Origin of the sequence: Pseudomonas sp. FJ2-5-13 (assembly GCF_029201605.1) — a bacterium.
GTDB classification, from domain to species: Bacteria; Pseudomonadota; Gammaproteobacteria; order Pseudomonadales; family Pseudomonadaceae; genus Aquipseudomonas; species Aquipseudomonas lactis.
Genome location: NZ_CP104045.1, coordinates 3869731 through 3892765, shown reverse-complemented (window position 1 = coordinate 3892765; position 23035 = coordinate 3869731). Strand labels below are relative to the sequence as shown.

Annotated in this window: 20 protein-coding genes and 1 pseudogene; 14 read left to right on the top strand and 7 right to left on the bottom strand. The window is 61.2% G+C overall.

Translation table 11 applies throughout. From position 1 onward, the window contains the following. Positions 1-4: 4 nt before the first annotated feature. From gspD to N2A98_RS16970, 7 genes are all read left to right on the top strand, one after another. The gene (gene gspD / locus N2A98_RS17000; protein ID WP_275623618.1) at positions 5-2131 is read left to right on the top strand and encodes a type II secretion system secretin GspD; all 2127 of its coding nucleotides are present in this window, start codon (positions 5-7) and stop codon (positions 2129-2131) included. A gap of 1113 nt (positions 2132-3244) precedes the next feature. Further along, positions 3245-5638, top strand: a complete 2394-nt coding sequence (locus N2A98_RS16995) for a TonB-dependent receptor (RefSeq protein ID WP_275622383.1) — start codon at positions 3245-3247, stop codon at positions 5636-5638. 19 nt (positions 5639-5657) lie between these two features. Further along, entirely contained in the window at positions 5658-6629 is a 972-nt protein-coding gene (locus N2A98_RS16990) for an amino acid ABC transporter permease (RefSeq protein ID WP_275622382.1), read from the top strand. Continuing rightward, entirely contained in the window at positions 6622-7395 is a 774-nt protein-coding gene (locus tag N2A98_RS16985; RefSeq protein WP_047711276.1) for an amino acid ABC transporter ATP-binding protein, read from the top strand. The genes N2A98_RS16990 and N2A98_RS16985 overlap by 8 nt, the downstream gene beginning before the upstream one ends. Before the next feature lie 18 nt (positions 7396-7413). Further along, positions 7414-8337 carry an ABC transporter substrate-binding protein gene (locus tag N2A98_RS16980; protein WP_047711275.1) on the top strand — a complete coding sequence of 308 codons (924 nt, stop codon included), beginning with the start codon at positions 7414-7416 and terminating at the stop codon, positions 8335-8337. A 12-nt stretch (positions 8338-8349) separates the two neighbouring features. Further along, positions 8350-9933: an FAD-dependent oxidoreductase gene (locus tag N2A98_RS16975; protein ID WP_275622381.1), complete on the top strand. Its 1584-nt coding sequence runs from the start codon at positions 8350-8352 to the stop codon at positions 9931-9933. 11 nt (positions 9934-9944) lie between these two features. Further along, entirely contained in the window at positions 9945-10367 is a 423-nt protein-coding gene (locus N2A98_RS16970; protein WP_072446228.1) for a RidA family protein, read from the top strand. Between the two features lie 9 nt (positions 10368-10376). Here the strand turns inward: N2A98_RS16970 and N2A98_RS16965 are convergent, their stop codons facing one another. The 3 genes from N2A98_RS16965 to N2A98_RS16955 form a co-directional block, all read right to left on the bottom strand. Beyond that, positions 10377-10949, bottom strand: a complete 573-nt coding sequence (locus N2A98_RS16965) for an HD domain-containing protein (RefSeq protein WP_275622380.1) — start codon at positions 10947-10949, stop codon at positions 10377-10379. An 85-nt stretch (positions 10950-11034) separates the two neighbouring features. Next, entirely contained in the window at positions 11035-11592 is a 558-nt protein-coding gene (locus tag N2A98_RS16960) for a helix-turn-helix transcriptional regulator (RefSeq protein WP_275622379.1), read from the bottom strand. 93 nt (positions 11593-11685) lie between these two features. Next, the gene (locus N2A98_RS16955; RefSeq protein ID WP_275622378.1) at positions 11686-12522 is read right to left on the bottom strand and encodes an HAD family acid phosphatase; all 837 of its coding nucleotides are present in this window, start codon (positions 12520-12522) and stop codon (positions 11686-11688) included. A gap of 171 nt (positions 12523-12693) precedes the next feature. Here N2A98_RS16955 and N2A98_RS16950 point away from each other — a divergent pair, with 171 nt between their 5' ends. Next, positions 12694-13113 (top strand): chemotaxis protein CheY, encoded by a 420-nt coding sequence (locus N2A98_RS16950; RefSeq protein WP_275622377.1) that lies wholly within the window; start codon positions 12694-12696, stop codon positions 13111-13113. A gap of 801 nt (positions 13114-13914) precedes the next feature. Here the strand turns inward: N2A98_RS16950 and N2A98_RS16945 are convergent. Beyond that, positions 13915-14991 carry an aldo/keto reductase gene (locus N2A98_RS16945; RefSeq protein WP_275622376.1) on the bottom strand — a complete coding sequence of 359 codons (1077 nt, stop codon included), beginning with the start codon at positions 14989-14991 and terminating at the stop codon, positions 13915-13917. A 216-nt stretch (positions 14992-15207) separates the two neighbouring features. Here N2A98_RS16945 and N2A98_RS16940 point away from each other — a divergent pair, with 216 nt between their 5' ends. From N2A98_RS16940 to N2A98_RS16925, 4 genes are all read left to right on the top strand, one after another. Further along, positions 15208-15840 (top strand): glutathione S-transferase, encoded by a 633-nt coding sequence (locus N2A98_RS16940; protein ID WP_275622375.1) that lies wholly within the window; start codon positions 15208-15210, stop codon positions 15838-15840. 16 nt (positions 15841-15856) lie between these two features. Continuing rightward, complete coding sequence (locus tag N2A98_RS16935) at positions 15857-16777, top strand: LysR family transcriptional regulator (protein ID WP_275622374.1); 921 nt, start codon at positions 15857-15859, stop codon at positions 16775-16777. Continuing rightward, a complete protein-coding gene (locus N2A98_RS16930) occupies positions 16777-17661 on the top strand; it encodes a LysR family transcriptional regulator (protein ID WP_275622373.1) in 885 nt (294 codons plus the stop codon). Before N2A98_RS16935 ends, N2A98_RS16930 begins: the two co-directional genes overlap by 1 nt. A 79-nt stretch (positions 17662-17740) precedes the next feature. Next, entirely contained in the window at positions 17741-18673 is a 933-nt protein-coding gene (locus N2A98_RS16925) for a pyridoxamine 5'-phosphate oxidase family protein (protein ID WP_275622372.1), read from the top strand. 160 nt (positions 18674-18833) lie between these two features. Here N2A98_RS16925 and N2A98_RS16920 read toward each other — a convergent pair whose 3' ends face one another. Further along, positions 18834-19109 carry a DUF6124 family protein gene (locus tag N2A98_RS16920; protein ID WP_186527075.1) on the bottom strand — a complete coding sequence of 92 codons (276 nt, stop codon included), beginning with the start codon at positions 19107-19109 and terminating at the stop codon, positions 18834-18836. Between the two features lie 288 nt (positions 19110-19397). Further along, on the bottom strand, positions 19398-19871 hold the full coding sequence (locus tag N2A98_RS16915) for an Sbal_3080 family lipoprotein (protein WP_186527074.1): 474 nt from the start codon (positions 19869-19871) through the stop codon (positions 19398-19400). A gap of 318 nt (positions 19872-20189) precedes the next feature. Between N2A98_RS16915 and N2A98_RS16910 the strand changes: the two genes are divergently transcribed. After that, entirely contained in the window at positions 20190-20594 is a 405-nt protein-coding gene (locus N2A98_RS16910) for a Rid family hydrolase (protein ID WP_186527073.1), read from the top strand. Positions 20595-20807: 213 nt separating this feature from the next. On the opposite strand, the pseudogene N2A98_RS27180 reads toward N2A98_RS16910, so the two are convergent. Further along, a pseudogene (locus tag N2A98_RS27180) lies at positions 20808-21082 on the bottom strand (DUF3077 domain-containing protein). A 1193-nt stretch (positions 21083-22275) separates the two neighbouring features. On the opposite strand from N2A98_RS27180, the gene N2A98_RS16905 reads away from it, so the two are divergent. Beyond that, the gene (locus tag N2A98_RS16905) at positions 22276-22905 is read left to right on the top strand and encodes a hypothetical protein (protein ID WP_186527072.1); all 630 of its coding nucleotides are present in this window, start codon (positions 22276-22278) and stop codon (positions 22903-22905) included. The last annotated feature ends 130 nt before the right edge of the window (positions 22906-23035 follow it).

The following is a 23035-nucleotide window of genomic DNA, read 5'->3' as shown; positions in this document are numbered from 1 at the left end:
CGATATGCGCACTTCGCTGTTTTGCCTGGCTACCGCCGTCTCCCTGGGCGGCTGTGGCTCTTTGCCCGACACCCTCGACCCGGACGACGAGCTGCTGCACGAGGCCCTGCAGGGCACCGGCGCGCAACGCCCGCCGCTTCAGGCGCCTGTGGCCCAAAGCCCTCCACCTGCCACCCAGGCCCCGCCACAGCGCCAGTTGATTCGCGGCAATCAAGCGTTCGTGCGCCAGCCCAAGGCGCCTGTAAACGTGCCGGAGCAGGGCGGCGACATCGTGTTCAACTTCGCCGGCCAGCCCATCGAGGCCGTGATCAACAGTGTGATGGGCGACCTGCTGCACGAGAACTACAGCATCGCCGAGGGCGTGAAAGGTACTGTCAGCTTCTCCACTTCCAAACCGGTGGACAAACAGCAAGCGCTGTCGATTCTCGAAACCCTGCTGTCCTGGACCGACAACGCCATGATCAAACAGGGCAACCGCTATGTGATCCTGCCGGCTAACCAGGCAGTGGCGGGCAAGTTGGTGCCGCAGATGCGCGTGGCGCAACCGGCCAGCGGCCTCTCGGCACGTCTGTTTTCACTGCGCTATATCTCGGCCACCGAGATGCAGAAACTGCTCAAACCCTTCGCCCGTGAAAACGCTTTTTTGTTGGTGGACCCGGCGCGCAATGTGCTGAGCCTGGCCGGCACGCCTGAAGAACTGGCCAACTACCAGGACACCATCGACACCTTCGATGTGGACTGGCTCAAGGGCATGTCGGTGGCGGTGTTCGGCCTGCAACGCGCCTCGGTGGCCGAGCTGATGCCCGAGCTGCAAGCCATGTTCGGCACGGACAGTGGCACACCCCTGGCGGGCATGCTGCGGTTCTTGCCGGTGGAGCGCACCAACTCGGTGGTGGCGATTTCTTCCCAGCCCCAGTACCTCAGCGAAGTGGGCGACTGGATCCGCACCATCGACGAGGGCGGCGGCAACGAGCCGCAGATGTATGTGTACGACGTGCGCAATATGAAGGCCGCCGACCTCGCCAAGTACCTGCGGCAGATCTACGGCAACGGCGCGATCAAGGATGACGCCCCGGCGAAGGTAGCGCCGGGCTTGCGTACCACCACCTTGTCCTCGTCCACCAGCGCCGGTTTGCAGGCCAACGCGCCCGTGCCTGCAGCCGAAGAACCTGAAGCCGAGCCTGCCGAAAACACCCCGGCATCGCCCACCAGCGACCTCGAAGCGGGCACGCGCATCACCGCGCAAAAGAGCAGCAACCAACTGCTGGTGCGCACCCGCCCGGCGCAGTGGAAAGAGATCGAAGCGGCGATCAAACGCCTCGACAACCCACCGCTGCAAGTGCAGATCGAAACTCGCATCCTGGAGGTCAAGCTCACCGGCGAACTGGACCTGGGCGTGCAGTGGTACCTGGGCCGCCTGGCCGGTAATTCCATCAGCACCACGGTGGCCAACGCCTCCGGCAGCCAAGGCGCCTTGGGCGGTGGCGGGGCAGGGCTGGGGGCGGCGGACTCGTTGTTCTATTCCTTCGTCAGCTCCAACCTGCAAGTGGCCCTGCACGCCCTGGAAACCAACGGCCGCACCCAGGTGCTGTCGGCGCCATCGCTGGTGGTAATGAACAATCAGCCGGCGCAGATCCAGGTGGGGGACAACATTCCCATCAGCCAGACCACCGTCAATACCGGCGACGCCGACACCACCTTGAGCAGTGTCGAATATGTGCAGACGGGGGTGATTCTGGATGTGGTGCCGCGCATCAATCCGGGTGGGCTGGTGTACATGGATATTCAGCAACAGGTCAGTGATGCTCAGAACCCGACGGGGAGCAGTGAGACGCCGGTGAACCCACGCATCTCCACGCGCTCGGTGTCGACCCAGGTGGCGGTTCAGAGTGGCCAGACAGTGTTGCTCGGTGGGTTGATCAAGCAGGACAACGCGGAGCGTGTCAGTGCCGTGCCTTACCTGGGGAAGATTCCGGGGTTGCGCTGGTTGTTTGGCAATACCGGCAAGTCCAAGGACCGCACGGAGCTGATTGTGCTGATTACGCCGAGGGTGATTACCAGCAGCAGCCAGGCGCGGCAGGTGACGGATGATTATCGCCAGCAGATGCAGCTGTTGCGACCGGCTCAGTGATCCTGGCTGCACCGAGTACCAATGTGGGAGGGGGCTCGCTCCCGATGGTGGCCTGACAGCCCGCGATCAAAAATGTGGGAGCTGGCTTGCCTGCGATGACGGCCTGCCAGCCGGCACCTATCAACCTGACACCCCGGAATCAAAAATGTGGGAGCTGGCTTGCCTGCGATGACGGCCTGCCAGCCGACGCCTATCTACCTGACACCCCGGAATCAAAAATGTGGGAGCTGGCTTGCCTGCGATGACGGCCTGCCAGCCGACGCCTATCTACCTGACACTCCGCAATCAAACTGTGGGAGCGGGCTTGCTCGCGAAGGCGGCCTAACAGGCGACGCAGTTATACCGGGTACATATCCATTCCTGCGGTCACGGCCACTTAGGGTTCCGCCCTGACGGCGGCTCACTTTGCAAAAGCGGCAAAGTAAGCAAAACGCTCTTGCCCCACCACTCGGCACCTCGCTTGGGCTCGGTGTGCCCGTAATTCGCCAGTGATTTGGGGGGCCGCCGCCACGCGCCATCCATGGCGCGGGGCGGCTAAACCGGCATCCCTGCCGGTTTACCCCCCAAATCCCTGTCGAATTCCGGCCAGCGTGGTTTAACGGGGCGCCTGAGATCAAGATCACAAGCAGATCAAGATCAAGAGCGGCTCGCTTCGCATCGTGGTTACCGTTGCGGTGGGGGCGTGTCATTGAATGTATTTTGACTGGCCCACGGTCATCGGTAGCACGCTCCCTCCCACATTTTTAGCGTCCTGCGCGCTCAGATTAAAAATCATTTTTATGAATAATTATTTTTAAAAATAATGAAAGTAGAGAATATTAGCTTATGCCCAAATAGCATTATATTTTTAAAATCCATTCCGTTATGTTTGATCCCAACAGCCTACCCCTGACCTCGGATGGTACCCAGCGTGATTCAGATTCTGCGCGCCTGACCGGGTAATCCTCCCGCCGCCGCAGAGTCGTTGGACGGGAGCTCAACACATGTTGCCACTTCAAACCCCTCGCTTGCCCCACACCTAGCCCACGCCGTATCGCCCCTTTGAACATCGGCCCCGCCGCGCATGGCGCGTGCCTGCTCGACTTTGCGATTTGGAAAAAGCTGGGAATGGATATGAAGCACATTCTGCAACCTACTGCTGCCCTGACCCTGTCGCTGTTCGCCGCAGCTTCGCAGGCCCAGGAAGACAGCACTTTGTCTACGGTCGTTGTGACCGGCAACCGTGGCGCCGAGCAGCGTACGGTCACCAGCAGCCCGGTGCCGATTGACGTGGTCAGTGCCCGGCAATTGCAAAACACCGGCAAGCCCGGGTTGATGGAGGCGTTGAGCGCGGTGATCCCGTCGCTGACCCTGCCGGAAAAAACCGGTTGGGACGCCAGCGGCATTGCCCGGGCACCGAACCTGCGGGGTTTGAGCGCCGCCGAAGTGTTGGTGCTGGTCAACGGCAAGCGCCGCCACACCAGTGCCACCTTGAATATCAACGGCATCAACACCGGCGCGGCGCCGGCTGATCTGGACCTGATCCCCATCAGCGCCATCGACCATGTCGAAGTGCTGCGCGATGGTGCGGCTGCCCAATACGGGTCTGACGCCATCGCAGGGGTGATCAACGTGATCCTCAAGGCCGACACCCGCGGTACCTCGGTGACCCACGCCGGCCTTGGCTACGACGGCAAGAAACAGACCGTGCAGCAAAGCCTCAACAAGGGCTTCGAAATCGGCAACGGCGGCATCGTGCAACTGGCCCTGGATGCGCGCAGCCAGAACGATGACAACAAGGCCAGCGCCAACGGCTACACCTATGAGCAAGCCTATGGCCTGGCGGGCAAGTCCACCTATGGCGGCTACGGTACGCCCAAGACCAACCTGCTGACCCTGGGCTACAACGCCGAGTTGCCGATCGACGACAGCCTCAGCCTCTATTCCTTCACCACCTACTCGCGACGCAAGGCCGAGCAGGGGCAGAACTTCCGTCTGCCGACCATCACCAACACCATCACCACCGGGCCTAACGGTTACCCGGCCGGGTACACCCCCACCTGGTACATCGACGAGGACGACTTCCAGGCGGCGTTCGGTGGCAAGGGCATTGTGGGCGAGTGGGACTGGGACGTGTCTACCACCTATGGGCGCAACGAAGCGGAGCAGGGCACCACCCATAACCAGAACCCTTCCCTGGGCCAAGCCACGCCGAACAGCTTCACCTCCGGCACCTGGATTTCCACCGAGCTGACCACCAACCTGGACTTCAAGCGTGGCTTCGACATCGGACTGCAAAAGCCTATGGACTTGTCCTACGGCTTCGAGCATCGGCGCGACACCTACGAGGTGCAAGCCGGTGATTACGCGTCCTATGCCAATGGCGGTTACTGCGTGGCGCCGGGTAACTGCGCATCGTCCGGGGCGCAGGTCACCAATGGTATTTCACCGGACGAAGAAAGCAGCGCCTCGCGCAACAGCCTGGCCGGTTATGTGGACGTGGGTTTCAACCCCTTGCCTAACTGGTACGTCGGCACAGCGGTGCGTTATGAGCATTACAACGAGGGCGTGGGCGCCACCCGCAGCGGCAAGCTGACCACCCGCTACGACTTCACCCCGCAGTTCGCAGTGCGCGCCACGGTGAGCAATGGCTTTCGTGCGCCGTCCCTGGCCAACAGCCTGTTCAGTGCGCGCTCCACCACCTATGGCGTCGTCGATGGTGTGTATCAGTCGATCAACTATGGCGTGCTGCCGGTGGGTTCGGCGGCGGCCCAGGCACTAGGCGCGCAGGAGCTCAAGCCCGAGCGCTCTACCAACTTCAGCCTCGGTTTCACGCTCACACCCAGCGACCGCCTGAGTTTCACCGCCGATGCCTACGTGATCAACCTGCGTGACCGCATTACCCTTACCGGCACCTTGCTGGGCCCGGAAGTCACCCAGGTGCTGCAGAACAACGGCATCAACTCCACCTCCGGCGGCCAGTACTTTATCAACGGCGCTGACACTCGCACCAAAGGCCTGGACCTGGTCAGCAGCTACAACCAGGACCTGGGCGCGTTCGGCGCGCTGAAGTGGACCGCCGCGTTCAACTGGAACCAGACCAAAATCCTCAACTACAGGGCATCTACCGACATCCTCGGCACCTCCTACGACCTGATGGACCGCCAGGCGCGCAACCTGATCACCGGCGTGCAACCCAACACCAAGTTGATCCTGGGCGGTGACTGGCGCATCGAACGCTTCAACCTCAACCTGGCCCTGACCCGCTACGGCTCGTACAAGGAAGTGAACTCATCGGCCAATCGTGACCTGGACCGGGTCTACAACGCCCGCTGGATCACCGACCTCGACCTTGGCTACAGCCTCACCAAAGACCTGAACATCGCCATCGGCGCCAAGAACCTGTTCGACCTCTATCCCAAGAAACAAGGGGTGCCGAGCAGCACCATGGTTGCCAGCTACGGCACCTATTCGCCCTACGGTTTTACCGGCGGGTATTACTACACCCGGCTGACTTACGCCTTCTGAGGCCTGCGAGGAAAAGAACATGCCCATTGTCGCCAAACCCTATGACCTGCTGAATGAAGTCAGCGCCCAACCGCTGCACCAGCGCCGTGCCGCCACGCCGACCAAGGCGTTGCGCGTGGTGCCGGCCCGGCACCCCTGGCGCTGGGCCGGGTCGATTTTCGCCGCGCTGGTATTACTCGCCATCGTGCACTCTCTGGCCACCAACCCGCGCTGGGAATGGGGGGTGTTCGGCCAGTGGTTTTTTTCGCCCTCGGTGCTGCGCGGGCTGGGCCAGACGTTGCTGCTGACGCTGCTGAGCACAGTGTTCAGCATCCTGCTGGGCACCGCGCTGGCCCTGGCGCGGCTGTCGGGTTCGCCGTTGCTGGCGGCGTTGGCCTGGGGCTATATCTGGTTCTTCCGCTCGATGCCGGCCCTGCTGGTGCTGATCATCCTCTACAACTTTGCCTACCTGTACGACCACATCGTGCTAGGCGTGCCGTTCACCGACCTGGTGTTCGTCGAGTGGTCGACGGTGGATGTGCTCAGCCAATTCACCGTGGCCGTCCTGGGCTTGAGCCTGATGCAGGCGGCCTACGCGGCGGAGATCATTCGCGGTGGGCTGATTGGCGTGGATGCCGGCCAGCATGAAGCGGCGGCGGCCTTGGGGTTGCCGGCCTCTCGACGCATCTTCCGGATCATTTTGCCCCAGGCGCTGCGCTCGATCTTGCCGTCGGGGTTCAATGAAATCATCGGCCTGGTCAAGGGCACCTCGATTGTCTACGTGCTGGCCTTGCCCGAGCTGTTCTACACCGTGCAGGTCATCTACAACCGCACCCAGGCGGTGATCCCGTTGCTGATCGTCGCCACGGTCTGGTACCTGATCATCACCACCGCGCTCACCAGCGCCCAGTACTACGTCGAGCGCCACTTCGCCCGGGGCACCGCGCGGGTGCTGCCACCCACGCCGCTGCAGCGCGTGCGCCGCTGGTTCAAGGAGAAGGCCCATGCCTGAAGCACGCGCCGGGCGCATTCAGATCCAGGGCGTGGGCAAGCGCTTTGGCAACCAGCAGGTACTCGATCATATCGACTTGAGCATCGACCCTGGCAAGGTCACGGTGATCCTCGGGCCGTCCGGCTCGGGCAAGTCCACCTTGCTGCGCACCATCAACCACTTGGAGAAGATCGACAGCGGGCATATCACCATCGACGGTGAATACGTCGGCTATCGGCGCAAAGGCGACCTGCTGTTTGAACTCACCGAACGCGAGATCCTCAAGCGCCGTATCGACGTGGGCTTTGTGTTCCAGAACTTCAACCTGTTTCCCCACCTCACTGCCTGGGAGAACATCGCCGAAGCGCCCCTGGCGCACAAGCGCTGGAGCCGGGTGCAGGCCCGTGACAAGGCCGATGAACTGCTCGCCAAGGTCGGCCTGGCGGACAAGGCCGACGCTTACCCGCGCCAGCTTTCCGGCGGCCAACAGCAACGCGTCGCCATCGCCCGGGCCTTGGCGCTCGACCCCAAAGTGCTGCTGTTCGACGAGCCCACCTCGGCCCTCGACCCGGAACTGGTTGGCGAGGTGCTGGACGTGATCAAGGGCCTGACCCAACTGGGTGTGACCCTGGTGATCGTCACCCATGAGATCGGCTTTGCCCGCGAAGTGGCCGACCACGTGGTGTTCCTCTGCGACGGTCAACTGATCGAAGAAGGCCCGCCCGAACAAATCTTGCGCCAACCCCGACATCCCCGCACCCAGGCCTTTCTCGGCAAAGTGCTTTAGTTCAAGGAGTGACTGCCCATGTTTATCACCACTGCCCGTGTCGTCCTGTTGGCCATTGCCGGGGCCACGGCCCACAGCGCATTCGCCGTGCAACAGGTCGACCTCAGCCCCGACCGCCCGCGCATCCATGCGCCACGCAATGAAGCGGCCATCGCGCAGATCCCGCCGGGCTTCAAGTTCGCCCAGCCGGGCAAGTTCACCGTGGCCGTGTCAGGCGTAGCCGGGCCACCGCTGGCGCTGTTGGCCAGTGACGACAAGACCACCATCGGCAGCGAGGCCGACACCGCCCAATTGGTGGCCGACAGCCTTGGTCTGCAACTCAACGTGGTGCAAACCAGTTGGGAAGACTGGCCCCTGGGCGTCAGCTCGGGCAAATACGACGCGGTGATCAGCAACGTCACCGTGACCGAGGCGCGCAAAAAACGCTTCGACTTCGCCACCTACCGCCAGGATGTGCTCGGCTTTTACGTCAAGAGCACCAGCAAGATCAATGAGATCAAGCAGGCGGCGGACATTGCCGGGCTGAAGATCATCGTCGGCTCCGGCACCAACCAGGAAAAGGTCCTGCTGGCCTGGAACGAGGCCAATGAGAAAGCCGGTCTCAAACCTGCGTTGTTGCAGTACTTCGACGACCAGGCCGCCGCACAACTGGCGGTGCAGTCGGGACGCAGTGACGCACTGTTCGGGCCGAACTCGGTGTACGCCTATTCGGCGGCGATCACCGGCGGCATCAAGCGCGTCGGCACCGTCAACGGTGGCTGGCCGTTGCAGGCGGATATCGCGGTGACCACGCGCAAGGACAACGGCTTGGTCAAACCGATTCACACCGCCCTGCAAGGTGCGATTGCCGGGGGGCAATATGCGCAGGTGCTGCAACGTTGGGGCCTGGATGTGGAACGGGTCGACCAGTCGCTGATCAACCCGCCTGGGCTGCCGGATTAAGGAGGTACAGACATGGGACTGACACGACGTGAAGCGCTGTCGAGTATCGCAGCGGTGGGCGGTGAGAAAGCGGTCAAGGATGCACTGGCAGTGTTGGGTCTGGGCCCATCGTCACACCGTCGACCGCAACCACTGAAACTCAAGGACGGCCTGGGGCAGGGCACCCGTGTACTGGTGCTGGGCGCCGGGATTGCCGGGCTGGTCACTGCGCTGGAGTTGACGCGCGCCGGCTTCAGTGTGCAGGTGCTGGAGGCCCGCGAGCGCGTGGGTGGCCGTACCTGGACCCTGCGCCACGGCGACCGCGTGGACTATAAGGACGGTCGCTCGCAAACGGTGGGGCTTGACCCTGGCCAGTATTTCAACGCTGGGCCGGCGCGTATTCCCAGCCAGCACCGCACGATCCTCGACTATTGCAGTGAACTGGGCGTGCCCCTGGAAGTGCTGGTCAACAGCAGTCATGGTGCCCAGGTGCGACCGGACTTGAGCCAGGCAGCGTTCAGCGTCGGCCAGGCGCTCAACGATACGCGTGGGCATTTATCCGGCTTGTTGGCCAAGGCGGTGCAACGCGATGCTCTTGATGATGTACTGAGTGGCGAAGAACGCACGCGCCTGCTGGCTTTTTTGCAGGTCTATGGCGACCTGTCCCAGGCGTTGGCGTTTGAGGGCACTCTGCGTTCGGGGCACCTCGAATCCGCCGCTCACCCTGGCGCCTTGCCCGCCCGCCGCAGCCCGTTGACGTTGGACCGCTTGCTGCACCCGGAACTCTGGGGCGCTCTGTTACACACCGAATTCCCGGAATTTTCGGCGACCATGTTCCAGCCCGTGGGCGGCATGGACCGCATCACCGACGCCCTCTACCGACGCGTGCAGGAGCAGGTGCAACTGGGCGCCCAGGTGCGGCAGATTCGCCAGTTGGAGGACGGCGTGGCGGTGACCTACCACGACCAGCACAGTGGCCGCGAACAGGTGGTGCGTGCCGACTTTCTGGTCTCCACCTTGCCGCTGCCCCTGCTGGCCAAGCTCGATACGGACTTCAGCGCACCGGTCAAGGCGGCCCTGCTCAGCACTCGCAGCGACCAGGCGACCAAGGTGGCCTGGCAATCCCCGCGCTTTTGGGAGACCGACTACCGTACCTACGGCGGCTTGTCGTGGATCGAGCATCCGGCGCGCCTGCTGTGGTACCCCAGCAACGACCTCAACACCCGCGAAGGCGTGCTGGTGGCCGGTTACGTGACCGGCGAGGGCGCCGACGTGTTTGGCGGCCAGCCCCTCAATCAGCAGTACGCCGCTTCCCGGCAAGCCGTGGAGCTGTTGCATCCAGGTTACTCCAGGCACTTGCGCAGTCCTCTGGCGGTGTCCTGGGAGCAGATCCCCTACAGCGAAGGCCCGTGGTTGCAACGTGAACACTTCCCCGCCGAGGCTCACGCCCTGCTTGAACAGCCCCATGGCCGGGTGTACTTCGCCGGCGACGGCCTGGTGCAGAGCGGCGTGGGTATCTGGCAGGAATCGGCAGCCAACTCGGCGCGCCATGTGGTCGCGCAACTGGCCGAGCGCATCACCCAACAACACCAACTCGCGGCGTTGGCCGCATCCTGAGGAGCCTCAACATGAGCGACAGCATTCAACGCACCAGCGTCGGCGAATTTCCCATCTCGCAAACCGTCACCGTGCCGGCCTCGGCCAGCCTGGTGTTTGTCAGCGGCACGCTGCCGGACCCCGCCGACCCGAAGGTGCCTGGGGTGTATGGCGACACCGAAGTGCAGAGCGTTTCAGTGTTCAACAAACTGCGCCAGATCTTGCGCCAACACGACCTGGACCTGGGCGACATCGTGCAGTTACGGGTGTTTCTGGTCGGCGCCGAAGAGACCGGTGGCAAGCTGGATTTTGCCGGGTTGCAGCGCGGCTATACCCAGTTCTTTGGCACACCCGAACAGCCAAACAAACCGGCGCGCACCGCATTGCAAGTAGTGGCGTTGCCGTTGCCGGGGGCGTTGGTGGAGGTGGAGGCGATTGCGGCCAGGGCGGTGTGATCACACCCGTCACTCTGCGGCGTGGAGCCTTTGCTCTGTCGCTTGATCGATCAGTGCCCGCAACGCTTCGAACAAGGGTTGGGCATCTGTGTGTTTTTTGCCGTAGGCCAGGTTGAAGGCGTAATCGAAATCGGGAGGGTTCAGCCCCTGGGTGTGCTGCAGCAGGGTCTCCAGTTTGTCCATGGCCTTGACGGCTTTTGCTTCCGGCGAAAGCGCGTTCTCGTAGTCATCCCATAACGTCAGGATCTCGGCTTTCAGGGGGCTGTCCAGGGACTGCGCCAAGAGCAGCAGATCGCGCCGTTCCTGTTCGCCCTTGTTGGGGAAGGCCGCCTGACTAACTGCCGGAATATCGCCGTGGATGGCTTCGCCCAAATCATGGATAACGCACATCTTGAGGATTTTCAGCAGGTCCAGGCCGGGCAATTGATCGGCGAACACCATCGCCATCAGGCACAGGCGCCAGCTGTGTTCGGCCGTGCTTTCAGTGCGGCCCGAAGCCGTGTGGGCACTTCTGAGCACATCCTTGAGTTTTTCCGCCTCGCGCAGAAAATCGAGACGGCCTTTGATTTTTTCCATGTCCATGCTGCTGCCCCGCAAGGTCGATTGTGCAGGTAAGCCTAGGTGCGGGAGTGCAGATCGTCCACGCATAAAATATGCGCGGCGGGCTTTAGAGTGTTTCGACCAGGCGTGCTGCGCTGCCATCGCTCAGGGTCATGCGTGTCCAGCGACAGATGCTGGGGCGTATGGGCACGAGGTTGGAATCGTTGCTTCCAGTGGCGAACTCAAGAGCCGGTGGCGCCTGGGTTTCGCGCCAGCCGGTGTGCTCCAGGCTGGCTTCGATCAGTTGGATTTGCGGCGTTGCGAAGCGCCACAACGACTGGCCCATAAGCTCGGCGAGCGGGCTGCTGAACTGGCGTGCGCGGGAGGGCGAGCACGCGAGCAGGCGGTGCGTCAGGTCGCACACCAGATGCATGGCTTGCGAGCTCTCACTGACCAGCCGAGCCAATGCCTGATCGGCGGCTGCATCAAGCCGGGCTGCCAACAACTGCTCAAGCTGCTGGTGCGCGGCCGGATCCATCGCTTGTACGCCACTTTCCCAGCGCGAAACAGTCGATTGCGTGACGTTGAACAACTGCGCCGCATGACTTTGCTTGATGCGGTGCAGCAAACGCCACCGCCGCAGCGCAATGCCGGGCAAGGCAGGCTTGAGCAACGAGTGAGTCATCTGTGATTCCTGAGTTGGCGGGCTGATGACGAGTGTGATGACAAGAGGGCGGTGGTGCAAATGAGTGGGATGAACGGCCCACATGGTTACTCTCTATTCCTGCAACAGCAATGCCTGCTGCTTGAGCCTGCGTTTTTGCGCAAACGGCAAGCTCTCATCATCCCCATACGGCGCGCTATACCAGTTGCCGTAGCTCGGGTTGGGCAGCAGGAACCAACGCTGGCCTAGCCAATTCACATAGGGTTCGACGGCCTTGCGTTGTGCATCCAGGGTGTTGTGTTCGGCTTGCACGAAATCGCCCAGCGAGTCACCTGCCATCAACAGCACGCGGGCATGGCTGGCGACCCACTGGCGGCGGCAGTTCTTGCCGTAGCCTGCGCTTTCGCAGTGTCCGGTGGGGGTGCTGGCCGCCAGGATCTGCGCGTCGCTTTCAATCGGAAAACCGCGCAAACGCAGGTTTTTGGCGGTGGCCGCGACCTGGCTGTGCTCGCGGTTGGTGAGGTAGTACACCTTGACACCTTTTTGTCTGGCCGCTTGCAGGAACGCCACGGAACCTGGCAGCGCCTGAGCCTTGGCCTGCTCGACCCAGATATTCCAGCGATCGTAGGAATAGACCTGATTGTTGATGATGTCGCGGGCGTTGAGGGGCACGTTGTCCAGCAGGGTTTCGTCGATGTCTACCACCACCGCCGGGGGCAGGCCGGCCAGGTTGCGTGGGGCAAAGGGTAGGGCGTCCCAGCTCGGGTCGGCCAGGGCGACATCCAGTTGGCGGGTGGCATTGGCGAAGAGCTGGCGGTAGATCAGTTCGTGCTCGATGGAGGTCTGGGTCCAGAGCACGGCGTCGAGTTGGTCGTTGGCAGGCGGGTGTTGCTGGCAGCCCGCGAGGGCGGTGGTGAGCAAGCAGAGGCTGGCAAAGAGCAGGTTTCGCATGGGTTGGGTCTCGAAGAACGGGGTGGCGTGGTCTGCACGCCAGTCTAATCACTTGCGAGGCTCGCGGCTCGTTGCCGTTTCGGAATCGTCTTAAAGCCAGGCTTCACCCTTGGCGGGTAATGTAGCGAGCGTTGAAGGATCGTCATCGCTGCCCATCTGCCAGGTTTGCCTATGCCCAATAAAGCGTTACGTTTTCTGATCGCCGATGGAGAGCATCTGCAGCGGGTCAAGATCGAGAAGATGCTCAACCAGTTGGGCTATCACCGTATCGCCCCCTTGAGCTCATTCGAAGAAGTGGAGGCGCTGACGCGCTCGAACGGCGTGATGTTCGACCTGTTGATCATCAACACCGCGCTGGTGCGTTCGCGCCAGGTCGACCTGCTGAAGTTCTGCCGAGAAAATCCGATGATCCGGCATGCGCTGATCTATGACGGGCAGTGCGCGCAGCGGTCGGTGGTGCCTGTGTCGGCCAGCCAGACCTTGCATCTGTCGTTGTCGCAGTCGCCGGATTTCAATTCCCTGTGCCGCTGCCTGGAAATGCTCGACCCGGCGGCGATGGCGCGCGTCGCCGGGATGTCACCCACGCGTTGAGCTTCATTGCTTTGAGCATTGTATTTGCTTAACTCATCGGCATGAGGGCAAGCCCGTCCACAGGGGATGCATGTCAAATGAAGGCGCTGGCTTGCCTGCGATGAGCATAGGTATCTACCCAACTTCGACGCGACGCTGGACCTGTGGCGAGGCAGCTTGCTGTGGGAGCGGGCTTGCTCGCGAAGGCGGTCTGGCAGGCGACACAGTTGGATTGTGTACATATCCATTGCTGCGGTAACGGCCACTTAGGGTTCCGCCCTGACGGCGGGTCACTTTGGAAGAGCCCCAAAGTAACCAAAGGGCTCTTGCCCCACCACTCGGCACCTCGCTTGGGCTCGGTGTGCCCGTAATCCGCCAGTGATTTGGGGGGCCGCCGCCACGCGCCATCCATGGCGCGGGGCGGCTAAACCGGCATCCCTGCCGGTTTACCCCCCAAATCCCTGTCGAATTCCGGCCAGCGTGGTTTAACGGGGCGCCTGAGATCAAAAGCAGATCAAGATCAAGAGCGGCTCGCTTCGCATCGTGGTTACCGTCTGCTGCTACCCAAAAAAGTTGTGTAGATGGCGATGCCGGACCTGTGGCGAGGGAGCTTGCTCCCGTGACGCCCTGACAGCCTGCGCATATCTACCTGACATCCCTCGATCCAACTGTGGGAGCTGGCTTGCCTGCGAAAGCGGTGGGTCAGTCGCTGCATCTGTCACTGCACTACTGCTATCGCAGGCAAGCCAGCTCCCACATTGGATCTTCGTTGCTTTGAGCATTGCGCTCGCTTAATTAATCGGCGTTGGGGCGGGTGTTGTTTTACTTGTCCGTGCGCGCATCCAGGGTTTTTTGATGCTCGGCGAGGAACGGTTGCTCCGCGGGGTCAAAACGATCAATCCCGGCGGTGAAGCGGTGCCAGTAGGGGTACAACGGCTGGCGACGCGTGACGGCTTCGATGCGCGCCGACTGCGCTTGGGTGAGTTTCAGCTCGGTGGCCGCCAGGTTATCGCGCAGGTGTGCTTCGGTACGGGCGCCGACAATCAGCGAGGTGATCCCCGGGCGATCCTTGAGCCAGGCCAGGCAGGTGCGGGCGACCGAGACGCCGTGTTCATCGCCGACGGCGGCGAGAGTCTCGATAATGTCCAGCGCACGTTCCTGGTCGTGGACGTAGGGTTCCGGCCAACCGCTGCCCTGGCGGGTATTGGCCGGCGGCTTGTGCCCGCGTCGGGTCGTGCCGGTCAGCAAGCCTTCGCCCATCGGGCCCCACACCAAAGTGCCAACCTGCTGGTCCAGGGCCAACGGCAGCAACTCGTACTCGGCCTCGCGGGATTCCGGGGTGTAGTAGATCTGCTGGGTAATCGGCTTGAGCATGCCGTGCAGTTCAGCCTTGCCCAGGGTTTTCATCATCTGCCAGGCGGTGAAATTGCTGGTGCCGAAGTAGCGGATCTTGCCCGAACCCACCAACAGGCGCAGGGCTTCCAGGGTCTCTTCGATTGGCGTCATGCCGTCCCAGTTGTGCAGTTGGTACAAGTCGATGTGGTCGGTGCCCAGGCGCTTGAGGCTGGCTTCGCACGCGCGGATCAAGTGGTAGCGCGACGAGCCGGAGTTGTTGGGGTTGTCGTCTACCGGGCTGCGGCCCTTGGTGGCCAGCAGAATGTCGTTGCGCTTGTCGCCCAGCGCCTTGCCCACCACTTCTTCGGCCAGGCCGTGGGAATAGAGGTCGGCGGTGTCGACCATATTCACTCCGGCGTCGAACGCCATATCGAACATGCGCTTGGCCAGGGGCACGTCCACCGCACCGCATTTTTCAAACTCTGCGCGACCGCCAAAGGGCACGGTGCCCAGGATGATTTCCGATACCAGCAGGCCGGAATGACCCAGTTGTCGGTACTGCATGTTGCCTCCTACTTAACGTTGCACATGAAGGTGTGAACGATGGGGAGGGCGATAGTTTGAATTTTTTCATGAAATGCTCGCGCCAGGCTTGGCTGCGACGTGCACGAGGGATTGTTTCGCTGGATGAAATGCTGGATTGTGAATCCTGGTCATTCCGCCAGACAGGGCAGCGGTAGAACATCCCTGGCGTCGATACCCACTCATTTGGAGCCTGTCATGACCCAGCCTGCGATCAAACTCTATGGTTTTCCCCTGTCCGGCCACTCCCACCGGGTCGAGCTGATGTTGTCCCTGCTGGGGCTGACGAGCGAATTTGTCCTAGTGGACCTCAAGCAAGGTGCGCATAAAACGCCTGAGTTTCTCACCACCCTGAACAGCTTCGGCCAGGTGCCGGTGATTGATGACGGCGGCACGGTACTGGCCGACTCCAATGCCATCCTGCTTTACCTGGCCAGCAACTATGGCAACGGCCAATGGCTGCCGAGTGACCTTGTCGGGCAAGCGCGAGTACAACGCTGGCTCTCGGCCGCTGCCGGCCCACTGCATGCCGGGCCTGCCACGGCGCGCTTGGCCACGGTGTTTGGCGCCGAGGTGGACACTGTCAGCGCAATCAACCGTGCCCATGCCTTGTTGAGCGTGATGGAGCAGCAACTGAGCCAGAGCCGTTTCCTCGCCAGTGATCAGCCCAGCATTGCCGATATCGCCTTCTACACCTACGTGGCCCACGCGCCGGAAGGCAATGTGTCCCTGGCCGACTACCCTAAGGTACGCGCCTGGCTGGCCAGCATCGAAGCACTGCCGGGTTTCGTTGGCATGCCGCTTACGGCGGTGGGGCTGCAATCGCAATAACAAACAAGGGGCGCCGATGGACCGATTTCATGAAATGCAGGTGTTCCTGGCCGTGGCCGAGGAGGAGGGCTTCGCGGCTGCCGCGCGCCGCCTGAACACGTCGCCGCCCAGCGTGACTCGGGCCATTGCCGCCATGGAACAACGCATCGGCACCCAGTTGCTGGCGCGCACCACCCGCAGCCTGCACTTGACCGAAGCGGGCCAGCGTTACCTGGAGGATTGCCGACGCATCCTTGCCGAGCTGGACGAAGCCGAGGAAGCGGCGGCGGGCAGCTACTCCATCCCGGGCGGCCAGTTGACGGTGACCGCACCGGTACTGTTTGGCGAGCTGTATGTGGCGCCGGTACTGGGGGATTATCTGGACCGTTTTCCGTTGGTGAGTATCAACGCCTTGCTGGTCGATAGGGTGGTCAATATGACCGACGAAGGTGTTGACGTGGCGGTGCGTATCGGCCACCTGCAGCCATCCTTGCAGCAAGCGATCAAGGTCGGCGAAGTACGCCGGGTGGTGTGCGCATCGCCGGCTTATCTTGACCAACACGGGCGCCCCCAGCGCCCCGAGCAGTTGCGTGAGGCCAAGCTCGTCACCTCATCGTCCAGCCAACTGGTCAGTGAGTGGACATTCATTGCCGCCGGCCAGCCGCTGAAGGTACCGATCGAGCCACGCCTGGTGGTCACCGCCAACAATGCCGCGATCAACCTGGCCCGCCTGGGCTGGGGTATGACGCGGGTGCTGTCTTATCAAGTCGCGGCAGCGGTGGCGGCGGGTGAGCTGGAGCTGGTGCTGGAGGATTTCGAACCGGCGCCGCTGCCGATCCACGTGGTGTTCCAGCAAAACGGCCGGGTACCGGCCAAGGTCAATACGTTTGTAGATTTCCTCAGCCAGCGCCTCGGGCAGGACCCGGCCCTGAACGCGGCGACCAAGCGGCGCGCCTGATGGAGCGTTTTCGCGATATGCAGCTGTTTACCGCGCTGGCCGGGCAACCCAGCCTGGCGTCGGCGGCACGTCATGCGCAGGTTTCCGGGCCGACGCTGGTACGTGCAGTTGCGCGCCTGGAGGCACGCCTGCGCGTGGTGTTGCTGCAACGTAGTACACGCGGTGTCAACCTGACCGATGCAGGCCAGGCTTACCTTGCCGACTGCGTGCGCCTGCTGGCAGCGGTGGACGCGGCCGAGGCCTCGGCCAACGGTTTGCATGTGCAGGCCCAGGGCGACCTGCGGATATTTCTGCCGTTACTGTTCAGCCGCTATGTCATGGCGCCGCTGTTGGCCGGTTATGCGGATCGCTACCCAGCGGTGCGTGTCATCGCGCATTACCACGACTATTTCCCTAACCTGCACGTAGAAGGGCTGGACGTGGCGGTGCTGGTCGGCGAATTGCCCAACTCGTCACTCATTGCGCGGCAAGTCGGGCAGGTGCGCACTGTCGTATGTGCCAGCCCCGCTTACTTGGCGACCCGGGGCGAACCCCGGCATCCGGCTGAACTCAAGCAGCATCATCTGATTGCCAGCGCCGACCCGGTGCACTGGGATTTCCCGCATTACGCCCTCAAGGCTCGCGCCCGGCTGCGTTGCGCCACTGTCCAAGGCGCGATCAATGCAGCGGTGCAGGGGGCGGGCGTGATTCGAGCCTTGAGTTACCCACTGCACGAACACCTGGCGAGCGGCCAGTTGCAGCGCCTGTTGCCTACCTTCGAGTTGCCGCCGCAGCCGGTGCATGTGGTCTACCGCGAAGGCCGTCATGCGTCGATGCGCGTGCGCAGCTTTGTCGACTACTGCGTCACCGCGTTGCGCGAGCATCCGGCGTTTCAGTTGGCGTAATAGTGGATTGCCCTGGGTGGGCATTCTCTCCATTACGGCCTGGGCGCAGCATGCTCGTATCTAACCGGAGGTGAGCGCCATGCACTCGATTGAAGCAACCCCTTGGCATGTCGGCGAACGACACATGCAGGAAAGTGCCGGCGTCTCTGAACGCATGGCCATGATCGGGCCCAAGGTCATTCGTGATCATTTGCCTGAGCAGCACCGCGATTTTTATCCGCTGCTGCCGTACTTGATCGCGGGTGTGGTGGACGAACAAGGCATCCCCTGGGCAACGATGCTGGAAGGCGCTCCAGGGTTTGCGCATTCACCGGACCCACACACGCTGCAGATCGACAGCCTGCCCGCCAAAAGCGATCCCTCCTGGGCTGGGATAACGGATGGCGCGGCGATCGGCCTGCTGGGCATCGACCTCAACACCCGCCGCCGCAATCGCATGAATGGCCGGATCGGATCGCTTGAGGATGAGGGCTTTACGGTGGACGTAGTGCACACCTTCGGCAATTGCCCCAAGTACATCCAACTGCGCCCCGTCGCCGGAATTGCACGCAAACCCGGCAACGCTGCCGAGCGCAGCAATGGCCTGGACGCTGCTGCACAAGCGCTGATCCGCAACGCTGACACCTTCTTCGTCGCCAGCTACGTGGACCAGCACGGCGAACGCGCGGTGGACGTTTCCCATCGCGGCGGCAACACGGGGTTTGTGCGGGTGGAGGGTAACGTGCTGACCATCCCGGATTTCGCCGGCAACCTGTTCTTCAACACCCTTGGCAACCTGCACGCCAATCCGGTGGCAGGGTTATTGTTTGTGGATTTTGAGACCGGCGACGTGCTGCAAGTGGCCGGGCGTACATCGTTGATCCTGAGCGGGCCGCAAGTGGCTGAGTTCGAAGGCGCGCAGCGCTTGTGGACGGTGACGGTGGAGCACGTGGTCCGCCGCCCGGCAGCCTTGGCCTTGCGTTGGCAATTCGCTGAGTTTTCGCCGCACAGCCTGGCGATGGGCATCGGGTAGCCTGTCACCCGCTCCCTGGCACAGCCAGATCAAATGTGGGAGGGGGCTTGCCCCCGATGAGGCAGTGTCAGCCAACACATCTGTGACTGACCCACCGCAATCGGGGGCAAGCCCCCTCCCACATAGGAACGTCATTGCCTGTTGAGTTTGCGTTTGCTCATCAGGCCACCGGGCATTCCCGGTTCAGCGCTTCATCGACCAGCAACTGCGCAATTTCGATCATCTGCACCACCGCCAGCACATGCTTGCGGCGCTGACCGTCAAGCTGTTCGGCACAGTCGTAGGCGCAGACAGTCGCTGACTCCAGCATTTCGCTGGCATTGCTCAAGGCGGCTTCAGTGCTGAGTCCGGGGCGAACGGTGAAGATGACATCGGGAGGTAGTTGTGGGTTGTCATCCGAAGTTGATGACGGGGGATTGGGTGTGACTTTCTTCATGGCGAAGCTCCTATGAATGAGCACCTCCATTTCGCTACCACACGAAGTAAGGAGGCGACTGTACACGGGGTGGTAGACCGGTCATAGAAACCCGGCAGGCCGAAGCCTCCCATGCACAGCCGCCACAAAGCAGCCCGCATAAAAAAACGCCCTTGAGCGTTTCGGGGTCTATGAAATAACTGGGCTACCACACCCATTCGCTGATTTTGCAGCGACCCGCGAAGGTTAGCGGCGAGGCTCATCGGACGCAACCCGAAGTTTGTGTAAGAGCCGTCTGACGAATTCAGTCTATGGAAGGCGGTTAGCCTGACCCGCAGTTTTGCCGTAGTCAGTGTGGGGAAACAGTTGGTTGGTCATCTCGATGATCTTGCTTTGTGCGTCAATGAACTTACCCATTCGGGCGCCGCCCGAGGTCGAGTCATACAGTGCCTGTCCGATCCGCCGACCGTTCTCGAACACCTGAATGTCGGCGAAGCTCATATACAACGCCATGTCCCAGCTCCATGTACCGATGTAAGTGGTCGAAAGCGCGCAATTGGCGGGCGGGGTGCCTGGCGGTAACTCGCGGGTTTGAAAGCCTTTACTGCGCAATTGGGCTGTGTAGGTGGTGTTGAAGCCTTCACGCAAGCCGGCAGCGGGGATCATGCAGATTTCAGGGGAGTGAACAGTAGAAGCGGGAACAGGCGTGACGGTTTGCGTGATGCTGCAGCCGGTGAGGGCGCTGCAGGCCAGTACGAAAGCGAGGGCTGTTATCCGGCGCATAGCGACCTCCATGTCATGAGTAGTGGCTGAATGATAGCAGTGATCGTCCAGCGCCGAACACGGTGGTTCGGGTGCATCAGATCAAATGTGGGAGGGGGCTTGCTCCCGATGGCGGTGGGTCAGTCACATATGTGTTGGCTGACACTACCTCATCGGGAGCAAGCCCCCTCCCACAGTGGGATGTCATTGCTTGTTGAATTTGCGTTTATTCATCAGGCCAGCGCTTCACCCATGAACATGTTGCTGGATGTTGAACCGTCAGCGAGAGCAGTTTCTCTGGGTTAGCCTTGTCTTCCTACTGACAAACAAGGATTGGTCATGCAGCGAAAGGTCATTAATCCCACGACGGTATTCAACTCCCTGCAATACGGTTTCAGCCAGGCCCTGGAAGTGCCGCAAGGGCGACGGATCATGCTTTCCGGGCAGGTGGGCGTCGATGCCCAAGAGCGCACGGCGGGCCCAGACATTGCCGAGCAGACGGTCATGGCGTTGGACAATGTCGAAAAGGTGCTGGCCGAGGTGGGGGGCGATCTGTCCCACGTGATCATGCTGCGGTTGTATATCGTCGAGTCTGCCCGGGATCAGCAGGAACCGATTGCTGAAGCTCTGCGTCAGCGCTTCGCACACAACCCGCCGCCGTCTTCGTGGATTATGGTCAGTGGGTTGTCGTTGCCGGAATGGTTGATCGAGGTGGAGGCAGAGGCGGTGGTTCCGTTCAGTTAGGCGAGCGCTTTTTGAAAGCAGCAAGTAGTGGCTGACAAAGACAGCTATCTCACTGATGCAATCCGATCAAAATGTGGGATGGGCGGTGCGACGATTCGACTTGCCCCCGATGGCGGTGGGTCAGTCACAGATGTATTGATTGACACTACCTCATCGGGAGCAAGCCCCTTCCCACATAGGAACGTTATTGCTTGATGAATTTGCGTTTTTTCATCAGGCCACCGGGCATTCCCGGTTCAGCGCTTCATCGACCAGCAACTGCGCAATCTCGATCAGCTGCACCACCGCCAGCACGTGCTTGCGGCTCTGACCATCGAGCTGTTCGGCACAGTCGTAGGCACAACAGTCGCTGACTCCAGCATTTCGCTGGCATTGCTCAAGGCGGCTTCCGTGCTGAGTCCGGGGCGGACGGTGAAGATGACATCGGGAGGTAGTTGTGGGTCGTCATCCGAAGTTGATGACGGGGGATTGGGTGTGACTTTTTTCATACGGTTGCTCCTGGAGTTAGAGGAGCCGCCACAATCACTTCCACATGATGGGGTGGCGACTGTACGCAGGTGTGGAAGACCGGACTCCAGGACCCCGGCGCACTCGAAAATGCCCCGCGCACAGCCGCCATAACACTTTATAGCGAGCATGAAAAAAGCGCCCGCTAAGGCTATGGGCGCTTATACGCCTGGAGAGTTCGGGCTTCCACACCCGTCCGCTGATTTTGCAGCGACCCGCGAAGGTTAGCGGCGAGGCTCATCGGACGCAACCCGAAGTTTATGTAAGAGGGGTCTGACAAGCTCGCAGCGTGGATCAACGTCAGCGGGTGGCCATTGCCGGAAGGTTGATCGAGATTGAAGTGCGGCCGCTGGAGGGCTGAAACGACAGCTGTCTCGCTGATGCAATGCGATCAAAATGTAGGAGGGGCGTCAACTCCGGGCGTCGGCCAGGCTCAGGTCCTTACAGACCACACCGCGCTTGCCTAAGGGTAGCTCGCTGTTGTAAAGCTTGCAGTAGAGTCGTTCGCTGCTCAAATACAGCTTCGGCCAGCGGGGAAGTCATCTTCGGTCGAGCGTAGACGCTCGCCAAGTTGGGCTAGGATAAAGGCTTCTGAGCGGTGTGAATCACTCCAACGGATCGCCGCTTCAATCGGGTGGGAATAGGCTTTTGTCAAAGGGGAAGGTCGCTGTCATATGATCGATACCCTGCATGAAAAGTGGACGCATTGAATGGGTTCCTTGATTGAACGGCTGTGTTGGGGGTCATGAGGCAGGTGCCGGTAGCTGTCGTGGGTATCATCCAACGAACGGCTGCGTTCGAGTCAGCAGAATGGCGACCAATGTCGGGGATTTGCGAAGCAGCAAAACGCGCTCGGGCCAGAGACGACAGTGGTGGGGCGTCTGATGGCTAAGTCGGTCGACGCATAGGGTTACATTTTTGCGCCTAGCGCTCTTAGGTTGCTTACCGTGCAGCCCAGATGCGGAAGCATTGAATCAACCACCGAACAGTTGCTCTTCTGGCTCTCAGCCCGCTGTGCTTGCGGTCTGCGGAGCGAATGACATAGGATTCAATCAAGGCACCCGGTAGGTGCCAGCCGTCCACTAATGGCAAAGCTCGCGCTCTACCGTGACAGTACCAACCGCCCTGTATTGGGTTCTCGTAGTGGACACTAGGCCCGGCCCCGGAGGCTGAAATGCAAAACACCATCACTTTTGCTGATGTTCACCGCGTCAAGCGCCACGCTAAGCAACTCAGAATCGACTTCCCTGATCTTTCTCACGGCAAGCGCCTCGATAAGGCTGCCGTCGAGATTTGTGGTGCGCGGAACTATCATGAGCTGAGCCGTTGGTTTGACCGCACAATCAGTCAGCATATTGATACGCCGGATGGACATCAAGGTGTGAGCCACTGCCGATACTGTGACTTTCGCTTCGCGTCCGATCACAAGCCTGATCAGAAAACGCATCGAGAGATCCATGAGCTTTTTATGGAAGCTGAAGAAGAGTTGGGGTACCGGCCAGGGACATACGTGCAGCGCGAGCGTATGAAAACGGACGGTTACCATCTAATGACCAATGGCGAACATGAAGAGGATCGCATCTTAGGTTTGCTCATGGTCACTCGGGGTTGGTTTGATCGGTCTCTTCGCTCGGCGATTGAGTCTGGCTACTGGACCAAACATCCGACGTTTGAGACGTATGTTTCGATGATGCTGCCGCATCTGGACACGGTTGATCTTGGGATTTCCGCGATTTTGAAAGCGCGCTATGGGCGGACGAACGAAATGATCTCCATTGGACAGACTAACTGGTCGCCTCGTTAAATCTATGATCCTCACTGCCCGGAGCATTCAATGTTCTGGGCATTGAGGAGGTTGTCACATATCGACCTCTTGTGATTTATGCGTCTACGCTCGGAAGCAGCGGACCTGCGTTTTTTATGTTACGGCATTG